Here is a 23378-nt window from a genome sequence, read left to right on the forward strand (position 1 = left end):
TCACTTTTCAAAACATAAATCAATTGTGTTGCCAGACTTTTACGGCCTCTAATTATTCACCATACCGATAAAATTCATTTTTAGAATTGATATTATCTTAAGCCCCCCATTTCTTCGCATTATTTGCGTTTAAAAGTTTGAAGCAAAACTTAATTCATAAATTTAATAAATATACCATTTTAAAACTAGGAATATATTTAGGCCTGGCCGATAGCGGTGGAGGAGATGACCTCTATACAATAGCCCCCCCAATGAAATGATATGGATATTTTTATGAAGAAGTTATCTAAGCTGGCAATCCTGGCCGTTCTTTCAACCATCGGTACCGCCGCGGCAGCAGAAGATGGCACGATTACTTTTCAAGGTACTATTAGCGACGCAACCTGTACTATTACCGGCGGTGACGCACAGGGCGAATCTGAAAGTCCTGATTTTACCGTTCATTTACCTTCTATTAGTACAACCGCGCTTGCAACGGATGGACAGCGTGCGGGCGATACCCCATTCCACATTACGTTAAGCGGCGCAAACTGCACCAATGGCAAAGTTGCCAGCGTATTCTTCGAACTGGCGCAAAGCACCAATATCGATGCCACCACCGGTAACCTGAAAAATACCGTGGCTAAAGCGTCAGGCGGAGCTGAGAAAGTTCAGGTTGGTTTACTGGATTCTTCAAAAGCAAAACTGAACCTGAATACCGCAAACGATAGCGCTAAAACCGTTACGGTTGCCGGTAATACGGCTCGCTTTGATTACTGGGCACAATATGTGGCGACGGGTGGTGCATCTACTGCCGGTCAAGTCTCAACCGACGTTGTGTACTCCATTAAATATCAGTAATCGCGCGCCCCGCGGGTTTATCCGCTAAGAGTATCACCTAAAGGATTAGGCCAGATGTTAAAAAAACTTGTTATATCTTCTGTATTCATGATGACGCTGGCCTTTTCCTTTGCGGCCAGTGCAACGATTCAAATTATGACGACCCGCGTGGCATTCAACGCCGGGGAGAAAGAACAAACGATTCGTATTAATAACGTCAGCAAAGCGCCTGAACTGGTTCAGGTGTGGCTTTCCAGCACCGATAAGAGTGACGGCATCGCCAAAGAAGATTTGCCTTTCTTTATCACCCCACCGGCGGCCAGAATTAACGGCCAAAAGGGGAAAGTTTTCCGCATATTCCAGACGGAAGGCGCCGCCGCGAAATATCCAAAAGATCGTGAAACGGTCCTGTGGCTCAATGTCCTGGATATTCCGCCTGAAATGGCGGAAGACGTAGATAAAAATCAGCTAAAGATGGCGTTCAGAACGCTGATTAAATTTTTCTATCGCCCGGTTGGTCTGAAAGGTAATCCGATGAAAGCGGCGGATGAATTAACCTGGCAATTGAAAAAAGCAGCCAACGGTTATGACGTCGTTGGAACAAATAATTCGCCTTTCCATGTAAGCATGACAAATGTCTGGCTCAGAGATGCTCAGGGTAAAGATGTCATGATTGATGGCGAGATGATCGCGCCATATAGCACGCTGGTATATCACTTCCCGCAGGTTAACGCCGTGCAGGGGAAAGGGACATTCCAATACAATTATATTACCGATCTGGGTGCCTATATTAAGCGCACGTATAACTTCTGATTAGTAATCATATTGACCAGGACGGTGATATGTCGATGTTTTACAAGAAAACTAACATTCTGCGGGTGATTAGTGGCTTTGTCATTTCGGTGACCATTGCGCCACTCGCAGTATATGCCAGTGATACCAGTAAGCCGATGACATTTTCTCGTGGGTTTATGAAGTATTACGATAGCGGAATCGATCTGACACAATTTGACGGCGTTGAAAAAATACTGCCGGGGAAATATACGCTTGAGGTTTACAGCAACCTCAAGCCGGTTAATACCTGGACCGTTACCTTTGTGGCTGCAAATAATGAGCAGGGATTCAACGCCTGCATGACACCCGAAATGGTCGTCCGCTTTGACGTCGACACATCAAAACTTCCCCCCGACTGGAAGCAGAATACCTGCATTATTCTCCCTGAGCTGATTAAAGGCGCGACGGTTAATTATAATGCGGTAGAAGAACAGCTGGATGTCACGATTCCTCAGGCAATGCTGCTTAACACGCCTGCGGGTTACGTAAGCCCGGAGTTATGGGATAACGGCGTGCCGGCGCTGATGTCCTCCTATACCCTCAGCGCCACCAGTTCACGTTATCGCCCCGCTCAGGATAACGCGACCTATCTCTACAGCAATTTGCACAACACCCTCGCACTGGGGGCATGGCGCTTTACGACTTACGACAGCCTGAGCTCCGGCAGCGACACGGAAAATACCGGCGTACAGCATATCCAGGCCTATGCAGAGCGGGCGATTGCGCCGCTGCAATCGCAGATTGTGCTGGGCGATCTGAACACCACCGGTGATTTTTTTGACACTACCGCCCTGCGTGGCGTTCGTCTCGCCACGGACGATCGCATGCTTCCCGACTCGGTACGCAACTATGCCCCGGTGGTGCGCGGCATCGCCAACAGCAACGCCACGGTGACCATCAAGCAGGCTGGCAACACCCTGTATGAAAAAGTGGTGCCGCCTGGGGAGTTCGCCATCAGCGATCTCTATGCGACCGGCTATAACGGCGATCTTGAGGTCACCGTTAAAGAGACAAACGGCAAAGAGTCCTACTTCGTGGTCCCCTACTCCAGCGTGCCGCAGCTGCTGCGCGAAGGTTACTCCCGCTACTCTGTGGCTGCGGGTGAAATCCGCGATACCTGGCTGAAAGAGGATCCGAAAGCGGTTGAGGGCACGTTTCAGTACGGCTTATTCAATAACTTTACCGGCTACGTTGGCGGACAGAGCGCGTTCGAAGGTGATTATGCGGCGCTGATGACCGGTTTTGCGATTAACACCCGTCTGGGCGCATTAGGTATAGACGTGACGCGCTCTTTCACCCGCTTTGAGGGGCAGCCGGACACCGCAGGCTGCGGCACGTTCTGCAATATGAGCCTGCGCATTAGCCTGGCGAAGACCCTCCCGACAACCGGGACGAACTTCAGCCTGATTGGCTATCGCTACTCCAGCGCGAATTTCTACTCCCTGAGCGACGCGGTCAGCCTGAAGCGCTCGATTGAAGCCGATGAAGAAGACTTTCTCCCGGAACGCTATCGCGAGCGCCTGGAAGCCAACATCAACCAGACGCTTCCCGCCGGTTGGGGAAGCTTCTACGTCAGCGGGTTTGTGGGCAACGTCTGGAATAACGAGCAGGGCCGGAATGAAAAGTCGAACTTCGTGCTGGGCTACAACAACCAGTTTGGCATCACGACCTGGGGGATCTCCCTTGGACGCACCAATAACGACGATGGCGACCACGAAGATACGCTCTACCTGAACGTGAGCATGCCGCTTGGCCACCACTACGAGAAGCAGGCTCGCCTGGGGGCCAACTTTAGCTATAACAGCGAAGAAGCCAACTTCCGTACCTCGCTGAACGGCTCCGCCGGGGAACGCTCACAGTTTGGCTTTGGCGGCTATTTCAGCCAGTCCAACACGCCGGAAACAAACTTCGGCATGAACCTCTCCTACACGGGCGAGAGCGCCTCGGGCGGGATGACCTACAGCCAGTCCCGGGACTCCTTTATGGGAGGGGTCAACCTGAACGGCGGCGTGGTGGTGCATGAAGGCGGCATCAACTTTGTGCCAACCCTCGCAGACACCATTGGCATCGTGGAAGCAAAAGGCGCAGAAGGCTCTCGCATCTACCCGGATTCCCAGGCCGTCATCAAAGACAACGGCTACGGCATTGTCGGGTATCTGGTGCCTTACAAGTACAACGAGGTGTACGCCGACCCGAAAGGCACCGCGTATACCGTCGAGGTCGACGACACCCGCCGAACCATCGTGCCAACCTCCGGCGCGGCAGTGCTGATCAAAATGGACACCCAGGCCAATCGCCAGAGCTTTGTGCGCTTTATGCAGCCTTCCGGCGAAGTGATCCCATTTGGTGCGTCGGTACTGGACGAATCGCACAACGCCATCGGCATGGTCGGTCAAAACGGCGTGGCGATGGTGGCGCTTAAGGAAGGCCAAAACGTCTTTACCCTCCAGTGGAAGAAAAATAAAAAGCCCGCGCAGTGCGGTGCGCGTTATGTGAAGCAAGGCACTGAGGACCGGCCAACCGAGGAAGAAGCGTTTAAGGCTATTGAAATTACCTGCATCAATAACGGGGCAACACCATGAAACGGATTTTTACGGCTGCGCTGATTCTTTTATCCACGGCGTTTATCTCTTTAACGTGCAACAACGCCTATGCGGCGTTGTGCACCCTCACGTCTCCGTTGGCGACGCTGAATATCATGGACGACATCACGCTTAACGTCATAAAGCAGCGTGAAGTCGGCAAGGTTTTATGGAGCAAAACCTATCAGGTGCCGGACGTCAGCTACACCTGCGACGCGTCCACCCAATCTTCATGGCATTCAAGCTATTCGCGAAGCTATATCCGTTCGCAGATTGATCATGTCTATAACACCGAAATCCCGGGGATAGGCATTCGCATGCGGTGGCCCACGCAGACCGAATCTTCATGGCTGCCGGGTAACTCGGGTTCGCCGACCACGTGCTCCACCGGTTGTGGAGTGAAAAACAGTACGGTTCTGGTGGAAATGGTCCAGACCGGCTCGATGCCTGAAGGGGAATACTTTATTCCAGCGGGTAAGGTGGCGGAAGCACTGGTGATCCCGTCCGCCGATGAAAGCGAAAAACTGCCGATTATGGCCATCAACTTTGGTGTTGCCATTAAGGTGGTTACCGCCTCGTGCTCAATTTACCCCTCAGCGACGAACGTCGATTTAGGCACCTATAACATCGCCGATTTTCAAAACGACGATACTTTTCAGGGTGTTAAAAAAGACTTCAGCATCACCGTGGGCTGCCCTTCTACGGAACAAATTGGCATCACCTTCAACTCCTTAATTAACACCCCTTTAGGCGCGTTGACCGGTGTGATCGGCGTTGAAAGCGGCGATGGCTATGCAAGCAATTTCAGTATTCGCCTTTTTGAGAAGAACTCAACCGCGATCACGCTGGGTAAGGAGAAGGTCTATACCGCCTCCACGCTCACCAAAAACTATCAGGCACAAATCTATGTTGGTGGCGGGGTCGATCGTAAGACAATCCTCACCCCCGGCAAAGTTGTCGGCGCCGTTCAATACACCGTTGTCATTAAATAACGCTCAGGGAGAGAGTGATGCGTTGTCATTTCAAAATCAAAAACATCCTGTTTTTACTGCCTTTATTACAGGTGGCCCATGCCGCCATATTGCCCTCAGTTCAGAACAAGCAGGAACTTGACCGCCTGGAGCGGCAGAGTAACCAGTATCTGATTGAAGAGGCGAAAAGAACGGAAGCGTTGCTGCAACAGCAGCGCGCAATTCGCGGAGAAGACGCGGAGACCGGCCTGCCGGCAAATTCATCGTGGAAGTTCAACGTAACCCGGATCGAGATCCTCGACGATCATCTGTTTGACGGATCGCCGCAGCGCGAGGAGATCGTCCAGCGCTATCTGGGTAAGGATCTGGGTAAATCTGACATTTTCACCTTAGTGAAAGAGTTAACGGATTTTTATATTTCCCGTGGCTATGCCACCACTCTTATCAGCATCGACCCCGGCAACATCAAGAGCGGTACGCTTAAGCTTCGCGTGCTGTGGGGAAAGATTAACGATTTTAAGGTGAACGGCCAGACACCGGGCCTGCGTGATAGCACGCGTCTTTTTACCGCCTACCCGTTTGCCAAAGACAAGATCCTCAATATGCAGGATGTCGACCAGATGGTTGAGAACCTGATGCGGGTCTCGGAGAGGGATAATATTAGCGTTGAACCCTCAATCATTAATGGCTATTCCGATCTTAACCTGATTCATCAGCCCTCATTTCCGATTGACGCGGCGGCGGGGTTAAATAACTCCGGGAGCAAATCAGAAGGCTGGCAGCAATATTACGGCAGCCTGACGGCAAAAAATATTGCCGGGTTAAACGACATCTTTAATGCGTATTACTCCTGGAACGATCTGAAAAATAATAATGATAAACAGGACTCCTGGTCATTTAGCTACAGCGTGCCGCTGGGCTATTGGGGTTTTGATACCAGCTATTACAAATCCGAATACGAAAAAGGCATCGACGGCGGCTTCGGCATTTACGATTCCGATGGCACGTCGGAGCGTGCATCCCTGCGTATCAGCCGCATGCTGATGCGTGGCGCAACGGGCAAAACCAGCGCCTGGATGAAAGTCGAACGCCGGGATAACTACAACGGCATCGAAAACGCGCGCATTGACGTTAGCTCAAAAACCTACACCTCGCTGGCGTCGGGCCTGACCTACGTTGGCGCCATGGGCGGTGGCTGGTTCTATGGCGATCTGAGCGTCACCGCGGCGGTGCCGTGGTTTGGTTCAGCCCGCGACGGCGATAAAGACCTTGAGGGTTTCGACGTCGATTATCTGAAATACAACGGCATTGCCTCCTGGACGCGCCCGCTCGCTAAGTTTGGCCGACTCGGCATGACCTACGAGCTGAACAGCGGTTTTCAGTACACGCCGGATGTGCTGGTGAGTGATGCCAAAGTGACTATCGGGGATGAATACACCGTTCGTGGTTTCAAAGACGATAACGTGATGAGCGACAGCGGCGCGTGGATTGCCAATAGCCTGCAATTTCCTTTCGATATTGGACTGGCCGGTATTTACCAGCTGACGCCCTATATTGGCTACGACGTTGGCTTCACAAAAGATAATTGCCCGAAAGGCGTCAATGTCTGCGACAGCCAATTCATGATGGGCGCATCAGTGGGCGTTAAAGCCACTGGCAGCCATTTCTCTTCCTACGTTATGGCAGGGTGGCCCGTTAAAAAACCAGACTCAATGGAAGAAGAAACCGTCGATAACACGGTGGTTTATTACAAAACGGAAATTAACTTCTAACAAAGGGAAGAATAATGAAAAACAAAAACACACGCAGCGGAAAAATAACCACGCGCAATTTGCATAAGCGGCTCTGCCCATTATATCTGTCTTTGGCCGGCATTTTCTCGGCCCCCGTCGATGCGGCAACCACGCCTGATAATCGTCAGTCGAAAGGCCCTACCATGGGCCAGGCGGCCAACGGCACGCCCGTGGTGAATATTGCCGATCCTAATGCGAAAGGCATCTCCATGAATAAATTCAACGAATTTAACGTTGAAAAACAGGGGATGATCTTTAACAACAGCATGCAGGACGGCGTAACGAAAATTGGCGGCTATGCGGTAAAAAACGCCCAACTGCAGCACGAAGCCAGCGCCATTATCAGCGAAGTAACGGGTGCGAAAGCGTCCTACATTAACGGCACGATGGAAGTTTTCGGTAAAAAGGCCGACATCATCATTGCCAACGAAAACGGCATTAGCGTGAACGGCGCAACCACCATCAATGCCAACAGCCTGACCCTCAGCACCGGTAAAGTGCAGGCAAATAACGACGGTTCCTATAAGCTGGCGGTCGAAAAAGGGGCGGTATCCGTCACCGGTCAGGGCATTAATACCGACGGGCTGGGCTACTTTGACATCGTTAGCCGCAGCGCGCAGCTGGAAGGCGAAATTGCCGGTAAAGCAGACATCAAAGTGCTGGCGGGCCAGAACGACTACGACCTTGCGACCCGTAGCCACACCGTGCGTAACAAAGGCGACGGACGGGGTCCGGCCGTGGCTATCGACGGTAGCGCGCTTGGCTCCATGTACGGCGGAAAGATCCAGCTAATCAGCACCGAATCCGGGGCGGGCGTCCGTCATGCCGGCGGCATTATCGCCAGCAGCGATCTCGAGATCAGCGCGGATGGCGACATTACGCTCGCCAGCCTGTCGAGCGAGAAAAATATGTCGCTCTCCGGCAAGAATATCACCCTGAACAAATCCACTTCCGGCGTTCAGGCAAAAAACGACATTATCATGCACGCCCTGGCGGGCATCACGCTGAATAACGACGTGATCGCCTCAACCGGCAAAATCCGCATTGATGCCAGCTCGCTGGTGCAAAACGCCGCCTCGCTGGTAACCAACAACACCACGACCACCGTTCCGGCGATTCAGATTAACGTCGCGGGCCAGTATACCCTGAACGGCAAACTGCAGGCGCTGGATGCCAACGGTAAGATCATTGCAAACGGCGTCGTGACGCTGAAAAACGGCGATTTCGTCGTGAAGGTCAACGGCGTTGAAGTGCCGTTTGCCTCGCTGATCTCGGATACCCAGGTGATCAGCCACAGCGGTGACGTACAGATTACCGCAGGCAGCATGAATAACGGCGGCGGCAGCGTCCTGGCGAAAAAAGGCACCCTGCAGTTCACCCTGAAAGAGGCCTTTGTGAACAGCGGCTCCGTCAGCGCCACGGGGGACCTGACGATTGCGTCCGGCTCACTGAAGAAGGACGGCGTGCTGTACGCATCCAATAACCAGACGCTCCGCGTCGGCAACCTGGACAACAACGGCCGCATCTTCGCGGAAAAACGGCTGGTGATGAACGCCAGCGCGCTGAACAACCGTGGAAACATCGGTGCGACCACTGACGCACTGCAGGTCACCACGACCGGCAACTTGACCAACAGCGGCACCCTCGTGGGTGATGCGGCAGCCGTCAGCCTGAACGTGGGCGGCGACGTCGACAACAGCGGTAACATCATCAGCAACGAAAAAGATGTCTCCCTCACTGCCAGCGGTAAATCCATCAAGAACCAGGGCAAAATCGAGGGGAAAAACGTTACCCTGACCGCGTCCAACACCGACGCGACGCTTGAAAACAGCGGTACGCTGAACGCCAGACAAAAAGCGCAGGTGAAAGCGGCGAAGCTGAATAACAACGGCGGCACCCTGAGCGCAGCGGGCGATGTTGCGCTGAACGTCAGTAAGCAATTAAATAACACCCACGGCGGCGAGATCCTGGCGGGAGAAAACCTTACGCTGGACGGCGCGCAGACGACTGCACTGACCAACGACAATAGCCGGATCCAGGGGAAAAACGTTACCCTGACCAACATGTCCACTCTCACCAACACGGGCGACGCCGTTCTGCTCGCGAGTGGGGCGATGGATCTGTCCGGCACAACAACGCTGACCAACTCAGCCTCCGGCATTCAGGCAACGTCCATCCTGCTGGACCACATCGGCACGCTGAATAACATCAGCGATGCTACCCTCTACAGCAGCGGCAATCTCACTCTGTCCAACATCGGTACCCTCACCAACGATGCGTCTCAGCTGGTTGCAGACGGTGCGCTGGCGATGCTGAACATCACAAACGTATCCAACACCAACAGCGCCGCGATCGTCGGTAGCGGCAGCGTAACAATCAGCAATGTGGATACGCTCCACAACAGCAACAGTGCGGTGATCCAGTCTGAGCATGCCCTCAGCATCAACAACGTGGGTACGCTGAACAACAGCACTGACGCGGCGCTCCTCGCCTCGGGCAACATGACCCTGGACGGTGTGAATACGCTGAACAATGCCTCGGTGATCCTCAGCGATGGCAGCATTACGGTGCAGAACGGCGACACGCTGCACAATAACGGCGTCGTGCAGGCGGGCACCGATCTGATTATCCGCAATATCCGCAGCCTGATGAACGACGGGAGCGACCATGTGCTCATGGCCCTGCGGAACCTGACGATCGAGGATGTGGATTCCCTGACCAACTCCAGCCAGGCGGTGATCACGGCCAGCATGAACACGGTGCTGAACGCCGTTGGCGTACTGACTAACCTCTCCGGTGGGGTGATTCAGGCCGTTGATGGGGCGTTAACCGTCGCGGCAAATTCACTCCTCAACAGCGGCAGTGAAAATGGTTCGAATTCGACTCTGGTGGCGGGCGGCGATGTGACCGTGACGTCAGAGAATGTGACCAACGAGAGTGGCGCGGCCATTGTCTCGACGGATAACAACCTGACGCTGAACGTGAAGAACACCCTTAACAACAGCGATGAAGCCGTGCTCGCAGGGGCAAAAACGACCTCGCTGAATGTTCAGACAGGCAACATCAAAAACACCACTGAAGCAGTCATTGCGGGCACAAATATTGCAGTTGCGACCAAAAACCTGCAAAACGATGCCAACGCCTCCATCACCGCCGACCGGGATCTGCAGCTGACTCTCGCCAGCCTGAACAACACGGCCGGTATTCTTGAGGCCGGACGCGATCTCACGCTTAGCGTTGACAACAGCCTGACCCTCGACGCCAATAACCAGAATATCTACGCCGGACGCGCGATGGCGATCGCCACGCACGGCGACTTTACCAATAGCACCCAGATGGAAGCGATTGGCGATTTGACCGTGAATGCAGACGGTAATTTCACCAACGCCGTCTCTATCGTGACCGGAGGCGATCTCAACGTCACCGCGGGCAATATCACCAACAATGCCGGTAGCCTGCTGTGGACGATGGGCGATATGAGTCTGGAAGCCCGTAACGGTACTTTCTTCAACGGCGTGTCGGGTAACGTGCTCAGCATGGGCGATATGTCGATTATCGCGAAGGAGATCCATAACCAGGCCGGGATCATTCGCGCAGAGAAGGACGTGAATTTAGACGCGGAATCCATCAGAAACGAAAGTAGCTATACCGGCGACGAAATCTCCATGACGGGTTATCAGAACGCCAGTGCGGTATATAGCACCGTTGAGCATCTCGCGACGAAATCTAACACCATGATTAACTTCTCAATGCCGGTTGTGACCTCGGGATTGAGACTGGATCATCAGGCCGAGATCAGCGCGGGCGGCAACATTAATATTAACCAGCGCAATATCTACGACAGAAAACAGATTACAAACAAAGGTGGTCTGATTCAGGCGGCGAAAGATATTACGGTTACCGGTGATATCTACAACTCACCGGAATACGGTGAAATGTCCATTTATGATTATCTGCAGCTGCCGTTAGAGATGCAGGGCGGGCTCACCTATCAGTGGCATTTAGGCGCCTATCATACGTCAACGTGGAACTTTGATACTCTTTACCAGTTCCTCGACTTCGAGTTTGGCAATGGCGCAGCGGCCGGTAAGACAGGCAGTGATGACCCTGAAAAAGCGCTCTGGTACAACGCCGTCGTGATGACCGGCAACGAGTCCACGCTTTTCAACAAAATGATGTCCGACATCTTCGGTGAAACCTGGCAAACCACCGACTACGGTACAATGTGCGGTATCTGGGCGAGCGTAACAGCCTCCAATAATGAGGCATTAAAAAACAATAAAACCTACTTCGTTCCTTCTGAAAAAGGCGAGATCACCGCGGGCGGTAACTTTACGCATAACGGCGGCACGCTGGATAACGGTATTGCGGACGCTGGGGTGATTAACAGCCACAGCGACGTAAGCGATATCGACGTGGGTGAATACACCGTGGATACGGTCATTGCCGGTTACGATGTCCAGGTAAATACCAAGAAAATTGACGAGCTGGCGATGGGCATTAGCCCGATGCCAACCATCAAGGATATGGTCTCCATTCCGGGCATGTTTGAAGTCTCAACCGACTTTAAGAAAACCGCCGAAGCGGAAAAAAATGGCACGGCTTATCCGGGGCCAGCCAACAATATCGTTCCGATCTTTGAAACGCGTCCGTCAATGATCGATCAGAGCGCTTACACAGGATCGGATTACTTCTTCGATCAGGTGGGCTATGACCCGCAGAAGCCGGTTAACGTTATTGGTGATAACTACTTCACCTCAGAATTGATCCGCCGTGAGATCAACAGCTCGGTGGGCAGTTTCTTTTCGATCCGTGATGGTCTGGAAGGCGACGCGCTGGTGCAGGCCCTGATGGATAATGCAGGCTTGGCAGCACAGGACAGCGAGCTGGGGCTGGTTGTTGGTCAATCCCTGACCGAGGAGCAGCGCAACGGACTGGACGCCGATATCGTCTGGTTCGTCAATCAGACGGTGAACGGCGTGGACGTGATGGTCCCGGTCGTGTACCTGTGCCCTGAAACGCTTCGTCAGATGGAGAGCGGAGACGTTAACGGCGGCACCGCGACCGTTCATGCCGGTGGCGATATGAACGTCGACGCGAACAGCATCAATAACGCCAACGGTACAATCTCATCCAAAGGCGACATGACGCTGGTCTCTGATGGGGATATCAACAACGTTAGCAACGGCATGAGCGCGGGTATCTCTGCGGGCGGCGACATCAATATGTCCAGCACCAGCGGCAATATCAATAACAACGGCGCGGCGATTAACGCTGAGGGCGACGTGAACATGTCCGCAGCTCAGGGTGACATCACCATGACGGCCAGCGTAGGGCGCGATGAGAGCGGCAAGCAGGTGATCCACGCCTTTGAGGACGGCGTTACCGCAGGCGGCAGCATTAACATGGAGGCTAAATCAATCACCTCCAACGCGTCGGATATTACGGCGGGTCAGGATGTAAGCATGAAGGCCACCGACGGCGACGTCACCTTCAATGACCTGCATGAAATTGACGCCACGCGTATCATTGATAACGACGTCAGAAGCGCGCTCAACTACACGATGTCTGATACCTCAACCACCACGGGCAAAGCCATTGGCGCGAATGTTTCCGCTGGCGGCAACATGAGTATCGAGGCCAAAAACGACGTGGTGATGGAAGGGGGGACCTACAACGCCCAGACCGGCAGCATCACCGCTGAAAATGACGTGACGATCAAAACGTCCCAGGACGTTGCTCACGAAGAACAGCACAGCTCGTCACGCGAGTTTGTCATCAGCGCGGGCGTCAGCGGCGGCGGCCAGTCGGTTAACACCAGCTACGGCACCATGGACGGCGGCAGCACCGAAACGACCTCCGGCGACTATGTCAGCGCAGGATCAGAATCCGACACCTCCGCTATCGGCAAGAAGCCTGGCCGTGCGCCGGTGAATGATACGGCTGGCTTCACGTTTGGCATGAGCACCTCCAGTGACTCGTCCGTCACCGACAGCAAAAAGAACACCAATGCCGCAATCAACTTTGGCCAGTCCGGGACGATTGAAGCCGGTAAGACCGCTGACATTGGTGGGGCGGATCTCAGCGCGGGCAATGCCCTGACCATCAACGCCGAGGACGTCGCGACCACGAAATATGAAGATGAGATGAAAAACACCTCATCCCATAAAGCGACGTCGTTTGGTATCACGGGTGAAGCCCACAGCACCCTTGTAGATACCTTTGATAAAGCCGGTAACCTGATTGAAAAAGGCACCGAAGGCCAGTCTGCCAACGCCGGAACAACGGCTGCGGAAGTGCTGGGCGAGGCCTCTAACCTGCTGCTCAACGATCTGGCTGGCGGTTCCGTTACCATTGGCGGCAGTTCGTCTAAATCGCACTCGACCTCCACCTCCACGGCGGAAAACATTAACCACATCAGCGCCAATAACGTTTCGATCAACACCAAAAAAGACACCACGTTGAACGGAACAGACATTAGCGGCCAGAACGTTGAAATTAACGCAGGCGGCGATGTGAACATGAATGCGGCGAAATCCACATCCAGCTACAGCAACACCACCGAGGAGCACTCGGCGGGCATCTCGGCTGGCGTGGGCGTGGATCTCTCCGGCGTGAGCGGCGGCGCGTCTGTCGACTACAGCGGCAGCAAAGAGACCGGAACAGGCAACAGCACCAGCTACACCAACAGCACCATTACGGCAGGCGACGTCAAAATTAAGTCCGGCGGCGACATGACCATGAGCGGTGCCAACATTGACGCCAATACCGCGGACGTGGATGTTGCAGGGGATATGACCGTGAACTCCCTTCAGGATACGGTTCACACGGACAACGAGCGTGCCAACTGGGGTGCATCCGTCGGTGTAGCCGTGTCGACGAAAGGCGTGATGCCTACAGGGGCCGTTAACGGCGGCGGCGGCTCAGAGGCTTATGACTCGGCAACCACCGCGAAGCAGTCCGGCATTCACACCACGGGGGACGTGCAGGTGAAAACCGGCGGCGACCTCAACATGGCGGGGGCCAATATCGTCTCTGATAATGGCACCGGTAACGTCAACGTTGCGGGCAATATCAACGCCAAAGACCTGCAAGATACCGTTGAGCAGGACGGCCTGTACGGCGGTGGCGGCGTAGGTATCGGTGGTTTGCCGGGTAAAAAAGGCGGCATTCCATCGGCTAACATCTACGTGGATACGGTCGATGAGATCCACCGTAACGAAACGCAGAAATCCACCATTTCCGTGGGGGGCACCACCAGCAAAGGTACGACTGGCGAGATCAACACCAACAAGGATGAGATGTCCGTTGTCACCCGTGACGAAAAAGAAGCGGGTAACAATATCTCCTATACCCTTGCGGATCCTGGTATCGGTAAGAAGAAAAAAGGCAGTTACGACGTCGATACGCCGAGCGACCACCGCAATGGCGGCGGCTCGTCGAAGCATTCAGGCGATGGCACGAAGAAGAAAGAGGATACGCCAGCGAAACCTGCGCACAGCGAAGCGGTGCCTGCCGTTACGCCGTCGAAAGCGGACAATCTTAAGCCTGCGCCAAAACCGGCTGACAGCACGACGAAGACGGATACCACCCCGTCTGGAACCGCGCACAGCGAAGCGGTGCCTGCCGTTAAGCCGTCGAAAGCGGACGATCTGAAGCCTGCGCCGAAACCGGCTGACAGCACGACGAAGACGGATACCACCCCGTCTGAAACCGCTCACAGCGAAGCGGTGCCTGCCGTTACGCCGTCGAAAGCGGATGACCTGAAGCCTGCACCGAAACCGGCTGACAGCACGACGAAGACGGATACCACCCCGTCTGAAACCGCGCACAGCGAAGCGGTGCCTGCCGTTACGCCGTCGAAAGCGGACGATCTGAAGCCTGCGCCGAAACCGGCTGACAGCACAACGCCGAAGAAAAAATGGGACGTTCCAAATACGAATTACCCAACGCTTTCTCCGGGTTCTGCAACCGGTAAAACCGGCAAAGATATGCCGAAAACGCCAGAGCACAGAAAGTGGAACGGCGACATGACCAACGGCGTGGCGCCGTCGAGCAACCCGAAAGGCACCGACGTGAAGCTCTCGCCGGGTTCGTCCACCGGTCAGACCGGCATGGACATGCCGAAAACGCCTGAGCACAAGCAGTGGAACGGCGACATGACCAACGGTGTCACGCCGTCGAGCAACCCGAAAGGCACCGACGTCAAGCTCTCGCCGGGTTCGTCCACCGGTCAGACCGGCATGGACATGCCGAAAACGCCTGAGCACAAGCAGTGGAACGGCGACATGACCAACGGCGTGGCGCCGTCGAGCAACCCGAAAGGCACCGACGTCAAGCTCTCGCCAGGTTCGTCCACCGGTCAGACCGGCATGGACATGCCGAAAACGCCTGAGCACAAGCAGTGGAACGGCGACATGACCAACGGTGTCACGCCGTCGAGCAACCCGAAAGGCACCGACGTCAAGCTCTCGCCGGGTTCGTCCACCGGTCAGACCGGCATGGACATGCCGAAAACGCCTGAGCACAAGCAGTGGAACGGCGACATGACCAACGGCGTGGCGCCGTCGAGCAACCCGAAAGGCACCGACGTCAAGCTTTCGCCGGGTTCTTCCACCGGTCAGACCGGCATGGACATGCCGAAAACGCCTGAGCACAAGCAGTGGAACGGCGACATGACCAACGGCGTGGCGCCGTCGAGCAACCCGAAAGGCACCGACGTGAAGCTCTCGCCGGGTTCGTCCACCGGTCAGACCGGCATGGACATGCCGAAAACGCCTGAGCACAAGCAGTGGAACGGCGATATGACCAACGGCGTGGCGCCGTCGAGCAATCCGAAAGGCACTGACGTCAAGCTCTCGCCAGGTTCGTCCACCGGTCAGACCGGCATGGACATGCCGAAAACGCCTGAGCACAAGCAGTGGAACGGCGATATGACCAACGGCGTGGCGCCGTCGAGCAATCCGAAAGGCACTGACGTCAAGCTCTCGCCAGGTTCGTCCACCGGTCAGACCGGCATGGACATGCCGAAAACGCCTGAGCACAAGCAGTGGAACGGCGATATGAGCGCAACAGCACAGCCGAAGCAGTGGCTGCCGCTAATGGCGGAAACGCCAATTAATATCTATGCGAAGGTGACCATTACGTTCCAGGACGAACAGCTGAGTTAACCCCCCTCTCCCCGTCGTTCACCGGCGGGGTTTTCATGTAGCCATAAAAAAGGGTCTGACCACGGTCAGACCCTTTTCATATTTAACTGGCGGAATAATTATTCGTCTTCGAGATAAGTATACCCGTACAGCCCCGCCTCAAACTCTTCCAGGAACTGCTGCTGCAATGCATCGTCGAGACCGGTGTTTTTCACCTGGTCGCGGAACTGGGTCAGCAGCGTTTTCGGATCGAGCTGAACGTATTCCAGCATGTCTGCCACGGTATCCCCCTCGTCAGACAGCTCAACTTCCACGCTGCCGTCAGGGAAGACAAACACGTCAACCGCTTCGGTATCACCGAACAGGTTGTGCATGTTGCCGAGGATCTCCTGGTACGCCCCAACCATAAAGAAGCCCAGCATCGGCGGGTTCTCCGGGTCGTACTCCGGCATTGGCATGGTGGTGGCGATACCGTCGCCGTCAACGTAGTGGTCGATAGCACCGTCGGAGTCACAGGTGATGTCCAGCAGCACCGCGCGACGTTCCGGGGCGTGGTTCAGCCCTTCCAGCGGCAGAACCGGGAACAGCTGGTCGATACCCCATGCATCCGGCATCGACTGGAACAGCGAGAAGTTGACGTAAATCTTATCCGCCATACGTTCCTGCAGCTCGTCGATAATCGGACGGTGCGCGCGGTTGCTCGGGTCGAGCTGCTTCTGCACTTCATGGCACATGTTCAGATAAAGCTGCTCCGCCCACGCACGCTCCTGCAGGCTGAAGGTGCCTGACGAGTAGCCGACGTGAATATCGTGCAGATCCATCTGGCTGTCGTGCAGCCATTCGCGCAGGGAGCGACGCGTGCCCGGCTCGTGCATCTCCTGCCAGGTTTCCCACATGCTTTGCAGGGAACGCGGTGCATCATCCTGCGGCGGCGTCGCTTCGGAAATTTCGCTACGCTCAACGCCGATGATATTAGAGACCAGCACCGTATGGTGCGCGGTCACCGCGCGACCGGATTCGGTGATCACCGTCGGGTGCGGCAGGCCGTGCTCTTCACAGGCATCACCGATCGCCCAGATGATGTTATTGGCGTATTCATTCAGACCGTAGTTCACCGAGCAGTCAGACTGCGAGCGGGTCCCTTCGTAGTCCACGCCCAGGCCACCGCCCACGTCGAAGCACTGAATATTCACGCCAAGCTTGTGCAGCTCAACGTAAAAACGGGCTGATTCACGCACGCCGGTGGCGATATCGCGAATATTGGCCATCTGCGAACCGAGGTGGAAGTGCAGGAGCTGAATGCTGTCCAGACGACCGCGCTCGCGCAGAATCTCCACCAGTTGCAGTACCTGGTTCGCCGCGAGGCCGAATTTGGATTTTTCACCGCCGGAGGACTGCCATTTACCGGAACCCTGAGACGCCAGACGCGCACGCACGCCGAGGCGTGGCACCACGTTAAGACGTTCAGCCTCTTCCAGCACGATCGCGATTTCAGTCATCTTCTCGATAACCAGATAGACCTTGTGGCCCATCTTCTCGCCAATCAGCGCCAGACGAATGTACTCACGGTCTTTGTAGCCGTTACAGACAATGACCGAACGGGTCATGCCCGCATGCGCCAGAACCGCCATCAGCTCCGCTTTGGAGCCGGCTTCGAGGCCCAGCGGCTCGCCGGAGTGGATAAGGGACTCAATCACGCGGCGGTGCTGGTTCACCTTAATCGGGTAAACCAGGAAGTAGTCGCCTTTATAGCCGTAGGATTCACGCGCGCGCTTGAAGGCGGCGTTAATAGAACGCAGGCGATGTTGCAGGATCTGCGGGAAGCAGAACAGTGCAGGCAAACGCTGGCCCTGTGCTTCACGGGCTTTCACCAGTTTGGCGAGGTCCACGCGCGCTTCAGGGACGTCCGGATCCGGGCAAACGCTGATGTGGCCCAGTTCGTTGACGTCGTAGTAGTTATTGCCCCACCAGGCAATATTGTATGTGCGCAGCATCTTGCTGGCTTCCTGGGAGCTCATCGCAACCTCCTGCATAGAACGTAGTACACCCTGTTCGCCCGCTGACGAAGGCGAAAAAGAAGACATGTCGTCAGACATAGCGAACCTCAACTCTTTGTATTAAGTGTAAAACAGTTGACTACTATCGCAGCGTTATACGGCGATAACAACCCATAAACGGCTCCGTTTCCCAGCAGAGTATGCTGAAATCCAGACCGTGCGACCGGTTTCTTATTCATATCATTGTAAAACACGTATCCGAACTCTGTATGACAAGGTTCGGCGAAACCACGAGAAAACTCTTGTATTAACAAGAGCGCCCTTGTTCAGTTTTCACACAGCCTGACCGGCCCTGGAATCCTGAGAAGCGCCGAGATGGGTATAACATCGGCAGGTTTGCAGACTAGAAATGCGGGTTGCGGGAATCAAATGCGCGCCAGAACGGCTGCGCTGAATTAGCGGAAAACGATGGTTCATTATCTCGTATCACCTCCACGGCCGCCTCTGCTGAAACGGACCCCAAGCCAAAGCTAAAAGTTCACTGCTTAACCCGGCTGGAAGTGGCGACTCGATGAGTTCATCGAGCGCTTATTTTGTATGAGCCGCGCGCCGCGTTTTATACCGAGAAGGGGGCTAAAAAGCAAAACAAAAATGCGTGGGTTGCCAGCGCCGTCAGGAAAAATTTCCAGCAGACATTTCAACGCCGTGAGAGATGAATCAAAAAAAACTGGAAATCGGGCGAAGAAGTGACCTAAAATAGCCATCCAGATGTTAATCCATCTATACTGATTAACACTCATACTGCCAGTGTCAAAAACCTGCAGGCCTTGGTAGAATTATCTCCTTTGGCTATTCCACACAGCAGCTTGAGCTAACCAAATTCCTCTTAGGTGAAATAAAACATGGCAAAACACCTGTTTACGTCCGAGTCCGTATCAGAAGGACATCCTGATAAAATTGCTGACCAAATCTCCGATGCGGTGCTGGATGCGATCCTGGCGCAGGATCCTAAAGCGCGCGTCGCGTGCGAAACCTATGTCAAAACTGGCATGGTTCTGGTTGGCGGTGAGATCACCACCAGCGCATGGGTTGATATCGAAGAGATCACCCGTAACACGGTGCGTGAAATCGGTTATGTGCATTCTGATATGGGCTTTGATGCCAATTCTTGCGCGGTGCTGAGCGCCATTGGCAAACAGTCTCCAGACATCAACCAGGGCGTTGACCGTGCCGATCCACTGGAACAGGGCGCGGGCGACCAGGGCCTGATGTTTGGCTACGCGACCAACGAAACCGACGTGCTGATGCCAGCCCCGGTCACCTACGCGCACCGTCTGGTACAGCGTCAGGCTGAAGTACGCAAAAACGGCACCCTGCCGTGGCTGCGCCCGGATGCAAAAAGCCAGGTCACCTTCCAGTACGATGACGGCAAAATCGTTGGCATCGATGCGGTGGTACTGTCTACCCAGCATTCCGAAGAGATTGACCAGAAATCCCTGCAAGAAGCAGTGATGGAAGAGATCATCAAGCCGGTTCTGCCGACCGAATGGCTGAGCTCTGCGACCAAATTCTTCATCAACCCAACCGGACGCTTTGTTATCGGCGGCCCAATGGGTGACTGCGGTCTGACCGGACGTAAAATCATCGTTGATACCTACGGCGGCATGGCACGTCACGGCGGCGGTGCGTTCTCTGGTAAAGATCCGTCTAAAGTTGACCGCTCTGCGGCATACGCGGCACGTTATGTTGCGAAAAACATCGTTGCTGCCGGCCTGGCTGACCGCTGTGAGATTCAGGTTTCTTACGCCATCGGCGTGGCTGAGCCAACCTCCATCATGGTTGAAACCTTCGGTACCGAGAAAGTGCCTTCAGAACAGCTGACCCTGCTGGTACGCGAGTTCTTCGACCTGCGTCCATACGGACTGATTCAGATGCTGGATCTGCTGCACCCAATCTACAAAGAAACCGCGGCATACGGTCACTTTGGTCGTGAACATTTCCCATGGGAAAAAACCGACAAAGCCGCCCTGCTGCGTGAAGCTGCCGGTCTGAAATAATCGACTGACAAGAGCGTTAAAAAAGCCAGCCTTTGTGCTGGCTTTTTTTGTGTCGGGTGGCGGCTGCGCCTTACCCGACCTACGGGGTATGGAGCTTTTGTAGGCCGGGTAAGGCGCAGCCACCACCCGGCAATGTTTGGAACCGCTTACACGCCAGTCCATGTACCTCGCTTTCGGAATAATCTCTTTGCGTGATGGCATTTCTTGTGCTGTTACATTTCCTTTCAGTTAAGTCTGAAATGTATTCTTTCGCGATTCACATCACCTCATTTACCTCTATATTTTCAGTGCTTTAATAATTTTTACGGTTACACACCAGTGTAACCGATTACACCAATGTGATTAATCTCACATATTTTTACGGGTCACTCACCTACCCTTAACATCAATAAAACTGATAACCCAACTGGAGGGCATAATGCCTGACAATAAAAAACAGGGGCGTACGTCCAACAAGGCGATGACATTCTTCGTCTGCTTCCTCGCCGCCCTGGCAGGTTTACTTTTTGGCCTGGATATCGGCGTGATTGCTGGCGCCCTTCCCTTCATCGCAGACGAATTCCAGATTAACGCGCATACCCAGGAATGGGTGGTCAGCTCGATGATGTTTGGCGCAGCGGTTGGTGCTGTCGGCAGCGGCTGGCTCTCCTTCAAGCTCGGACGTAAAAAGAGCCTGATGATTGGTGCCATTCTCTTCGTCGCCGGTTCACTCTTCTCTGCTGCCGCCCCTAACGTTGAAGTGCTTATTCTTTCCCGCGTACTGCTGGGGCTGGCCGTCGGCGTCGCGTCCTACACCGCCCCGCTCTATCTCTCTGAAATTGCGCCAGAGAAAATTCGCGGCAGTATGATTTCGATGTACCAGCTGATGATCACCATCGGTATTCTCGGGGCTTATCTTTCCGATACCGCGTTCAGCTATAGCGGCGCATGGCGCTGGATGCTTGGCGTGATCATCATCCCGGCCATTTTGCTGCTGATTGGCGTCTTCTTCCTGCCGGACAGCCCACGCTGGTTTGCCGCAAAGCGCCGCTTCCACGATGCCGAACGGGTGCTGCTGAGCCTGCGCGACACCAGTGCGGAGGCGAAAAACGAGCTGGAAGAGATCCGCGAAAGCCTGAAGGTGAAGCAGTCTGGCTGGGCGCTGTTTAAAGAGAACAGCAACTTCCGTCGCGCAGTATTCCTCGGCGTGCTGCTGCAGGTGATGCAACAGTTCACCGGGATGAACGTCATCATGTATTACGCGCCAAAAATCTTTGAGCTGGCGGGTTATACCAACACCACCGAGCAGATGTGGGGCACCGTCATCGTCGGCCTGACCAACGTGCTGGCGACCTTTATCGCGATCGGCCTGGTGGACCGCTGGGGACGTAAACCTACCCTGACGCTGGGCTTCCTGGTCATGGCGATCGGTATGGGCGTGCTGGGCACCATGATGCACGTCGGCATCCACTCCCCAACCGCACAGTATTTTGCGGTAGGCATGCTGCTGATGTTTATCGTCGGGTTCGCGATGAGCGCCGGTCCGCTGATTTGGGTACTGTGTTCTGAGATCCAGCCGCTGAAAGGGCGTGATTTTGGTATCACCTGCTCAACTGCAACCAACTGGATTGCTAACATGATCGTCGGCGCGACGTTCCTGACCATGCTCAATACCCTGGGCAATGCCAACACCTTCTGGGTCTACGCCGGTCTGAACATCTTCTTTATTGTGTTGACCATCTGGCTGGTTCCAGAAACCAAACATGTTTCACTGGAACATATTGAACGTAACCTGATGAAAGGTCGTCCACTGCGCGAAATCGGCGCACACGACTAATCCTCTTGCGGGAGGCGCCTCTTGCGCCTCCCCGCTTCGCGCTTTATGCTCTGCCCCTATGAAAGCTCCCCGTCTCCCCATCGCCCTTCAGCAAGCCGTTATGCGCAGCCTGCGGGAAAAACTCGCTCAGGCGAACCTGAAGCTCGGTCGGAATTACCCTGAACCGAAGCTCGTCTATCAGCAGCGTGGCACCGCGGCGGGTACTGCCTGGCTGGAATCGTATGAGATCCGCCTGAACCCGGTGTTGATGATGGAAAACCAGCAGGCGTTTATTGAGGAAGTGGTGCCGCATGAGCTGGCGCACCTCCTGGTGTGGAAACATTTTGGTCGCGTCGCGCCGCACGGAAAAGAGTGGAAGTGGATGATGGAGGCAGTACTGGGCGTTCCGGCGCGCAGAACTCATCAGTTCGAGCTGGAATCTGTACGTCGCAATACGTTCCCTTACCGCTGCCAGTGTCAGCAGCATCAGCTTACCGTCCGCCGCCATAATCGCGTGATCCGCGGCGAGGCGACCTACCGCTGCGTCAAATGCGGCGAACCGCTTATTGCGGAGTAATCATTTGAACATTCAGGAACTTTCCTGATCTGACTGATTGCATACAGGAAAAACATTCGTTACGTTGCGGGCTCGTTTTGACACGGAGTGTAAGATGTCCCGTAATTTTTCTCTCGCGGTCGCCTTTCTGACGACAGCGTTCTCAGGCCATGCTCTGGCCGATGGTATCAACAGTTTTTCCCAGGCCAAGGCAGCAGGCGTGAAGGTGAACGCCGATGTGCCGGGCGATTTCTACTGCGGCTGTAAAATTAACTGGCAGGGTAAAAAAGGGGTCGTGGACCTGGAGTCCTGCGGCTATAAGGTGCGTAAAAACGAAAACCGCGCCAGCCGCATCGAATGGGAACATGTCGTTCCGGCATGGCAGTTTGGCCACCAGCGCCAGTGCTGGCAGGATGGCGGTCGTAAAAACTGTTCTAAAGATCCTGTCTACCGCCAGATGGAAAGCGATATGCATAACCTGCAGCCCGCCGTGGGTGAAGTGAACGGTGACCGCGGCAACTTTATGTACAGCCAGTGGAACGGTGGCGAAGGCCAATATGGCCAGTGCGGCATGAAGGTGGATTTTAAAGAAAAAGTCGCCGAGCCGCCTGCCCGCGCGCGCGGCAGCATCGCCCGCACCTACTTCTACATGCGTGACCGCTACGACCTCAACCTCTCCCGTCAGCAGACGCAGTTGTTCAATGCGTGGGATAAGCAATATCCGGTGACGGAGTGGGAATGTCAGCGCGACGAACGCATCGCCAGAGTCCAGGGGAATCATAACCCGTACGTCCAGCGGGCTTGCCAGGCGCAAAAGAGCTAACC

General features: G+C 54.7%; 14 protein-coding genes. 10 read left to right on the forward strand and 4 right to left on the reverse strand.

Going from position 1 to position 23378, the window contains the following annotated elements; translation table 11 throughout:
- Positions 1–273 precede the first annotated feature (273 nt).
- From L3068_RS18895 to L3068_RS18920, 6 genes are read left to right on the forward strand one after another with little or no spacing between them, the layout of a single operon-like run.
- Positions 274–840: a fimbrial protein gene (locus tag L3068_RS18895; protein ID WP_023337750.1), complete on the forward strand. Its 567-nt coding sequence runs from the start codon at positions 274–276 to the stop codon at positions 838–840.
- A 54-nt stretch (positions 841–894) separates the two neighbouring features.
- Positions 895–1632 carry a fimbrial biogenesis chaperone gene (locus tag L3068_RS18900; protein WP_014885177.1) on the forward strand — a complete coding sequence of 246 codons (738 nt, stop codon included), beginning with the start codon at positions 895–897 and terminating at the stop codon, positions 1630–1632.
- Positions 1633–1661: 29 nt separating this feature from the next.
- The gene (locus L3068_RS18905) at positions 1662–4235 is read left to right on the forward strand and encodes a fimbria/pilus outer membrane usher protein (RefSeq protein ID WP_117581074.1); all 2574 of its coding nucleotides are present in this window, start codon (positions 1662–1664) and stop codon (positions 4233–4235) included.
- Positions 4232–5227: a fimbrial protein gene (locus L3068_RS18910; RefSeq protein ID WP_117581075.1), complete on the forward strand. Its 996-nt coding sequence runs from the start codon at positions 4232–4234 to the stop codon at positions 5225–5227. Before L3068_RS18905 ends, L3068_RS18910 begins: the two co-directional genes overlap by 4 nt.
- A 17-nt stretch (positions 5228–5244) precedes the next feature.
- Positions 5245–6978 carry a ShlB/FhaC/HecB family hemolysin secretion/activation protein gene (locus tag L3068_RS18915; RefSeq protein ID WP_047344491.1) on the forward strand — a complete coding sequence of 578 codons (1734 nt, stop codon included), beginning with the start codon at positions 5245–5247 and terminating at the stop codon, positions 6976–6978.
- A 14-nt stretch (positions 6979–6992) separates the two neighbouring features.
- Positions 6993–16169 (forward strand): two-partner secretion domain-containing protein, encoded by a 9177-nt coding sequence (locus L3068_RS18920; RefSeq protein WP_236904761.1) that lies wholly within the window; start codon positions 6993–6995, stop codon positions 16167–16169.
- A gap of 98 nt (positions 16170–16267) precedes the next feature.
- Here L3068_RS18920 and speA read toward each other — a convergent pair whose 3' ends face one another.
- From speA to L3068_RS18935, 4 genes are all read right to left on the reverse strand, one after another.
- The gene (speA, locus tag L3068_RS18925; RefSeq protein WP_014885182.1) at positions 16268–18244 is read right to left on the reverse strand and encodes a biosynthetic arginine decarboxylase; all 1977 of its coding nucleotides are present in this window, start codon (positions 18242–18244) and stop codon (positions 16268–16270) included.
- Positions 18245–18252: 8 nt separating this feature from the next.
- On the reverse strand, positions 18253–18384 hold the full coding sequence (gene yqgB / locus L3068_RS18930) for an acid stress response protein YqgB (protein WP_127312443.1): 132 nt from the start codon (positions 18382–18384) through the stop codon (positions 18253–18255).
- Positions 18385–18478: 94 nt separating this feature from the next.
- Positions 18479–18622 carry a small protein YqgG gene (gene yqgG, locus L3068_RS25465; RefSeq protein WP_418251728.1) on the reverse strand — a complete coding sequence of 48 codons (144 nt, stop codon included), beginning with the start codon at positions 18620–18622 and terminating at the stop codon, positions 18479–18481.
- 68 nt (positions 18623–18690) lie between these two features.
- Positions 18691–18909 (reverse strand): hypothetical protein, encoded by a 219-nt coding sequence (locus tag L3068_RS18935; protein WP_014885183.1) that lies wholly within the window; start codon positions 18907–18909, stop codon positions 18691–18693.
- Between the two features lie 138 nt (positions 18910–19047).
- Between L3068_RS18935 and metK the strand changes: the two genes are divergently transcribed.
- From metK to endA, 4 genes are all read left to right on the forward strand, one after another.
- Complete coding sequence (metK, locus tag L3068_RS18940) at positions 19048–20202, forward strand: methionine adenosyltransferase (protein WP_014885184.1); 1155 nt, start codon at positions 19048–19050, stop codon at positions 20200–20202.
- Positions 20203–20620: 418 nt separating this feature from the next.
- Positions 20621–22018 (forward strand): galactose/proton symporter, encoded by a 1398-nt coding sequence (gene galP / locus L3068_RS18945; RefSeq protein WP_117582189.1) that lies wholly within the window; start codon positions 20621–20623, stop codon positions 22016–22018.
- 58 nt (positions 22019–22076) lie between these two features.
- Positions 22077–22574 (forward strand): SprT family zinc-dependent metalloprotease, encoded by a 498-nt coding sequence (locus tag L3068_RS18950; protein ID WP_117582191.1) that lies wholly within the window; start codon positions 22077–22079, stop codon positions 22572–22574.
- Between the two features lie 94 nt (positions 22575–22668).
- Positions 22669–23376: a deoxyribonuclease I gene (gene endA / locus L3068_RS18955; RefSeq protein ID WP_014885187.1), complete on the forward strand. Its 708-nt coding sequence runs from the start codon at positions 22669–22671 to the stop codon at positions 23374–23376.
- Positions 23377–23378: the final 2 nt, after the last annotated feature.

The organism is Enterobacter cloacae complex sp. ECL414 (assembly GCF_021869685.1).
Lineage (GTDB): Bacteria > Pseudomonadota > Gammaproteobacteria > Enterobacterales > Enterobacteriaceae > Enterobacter > Enterobacter kobei.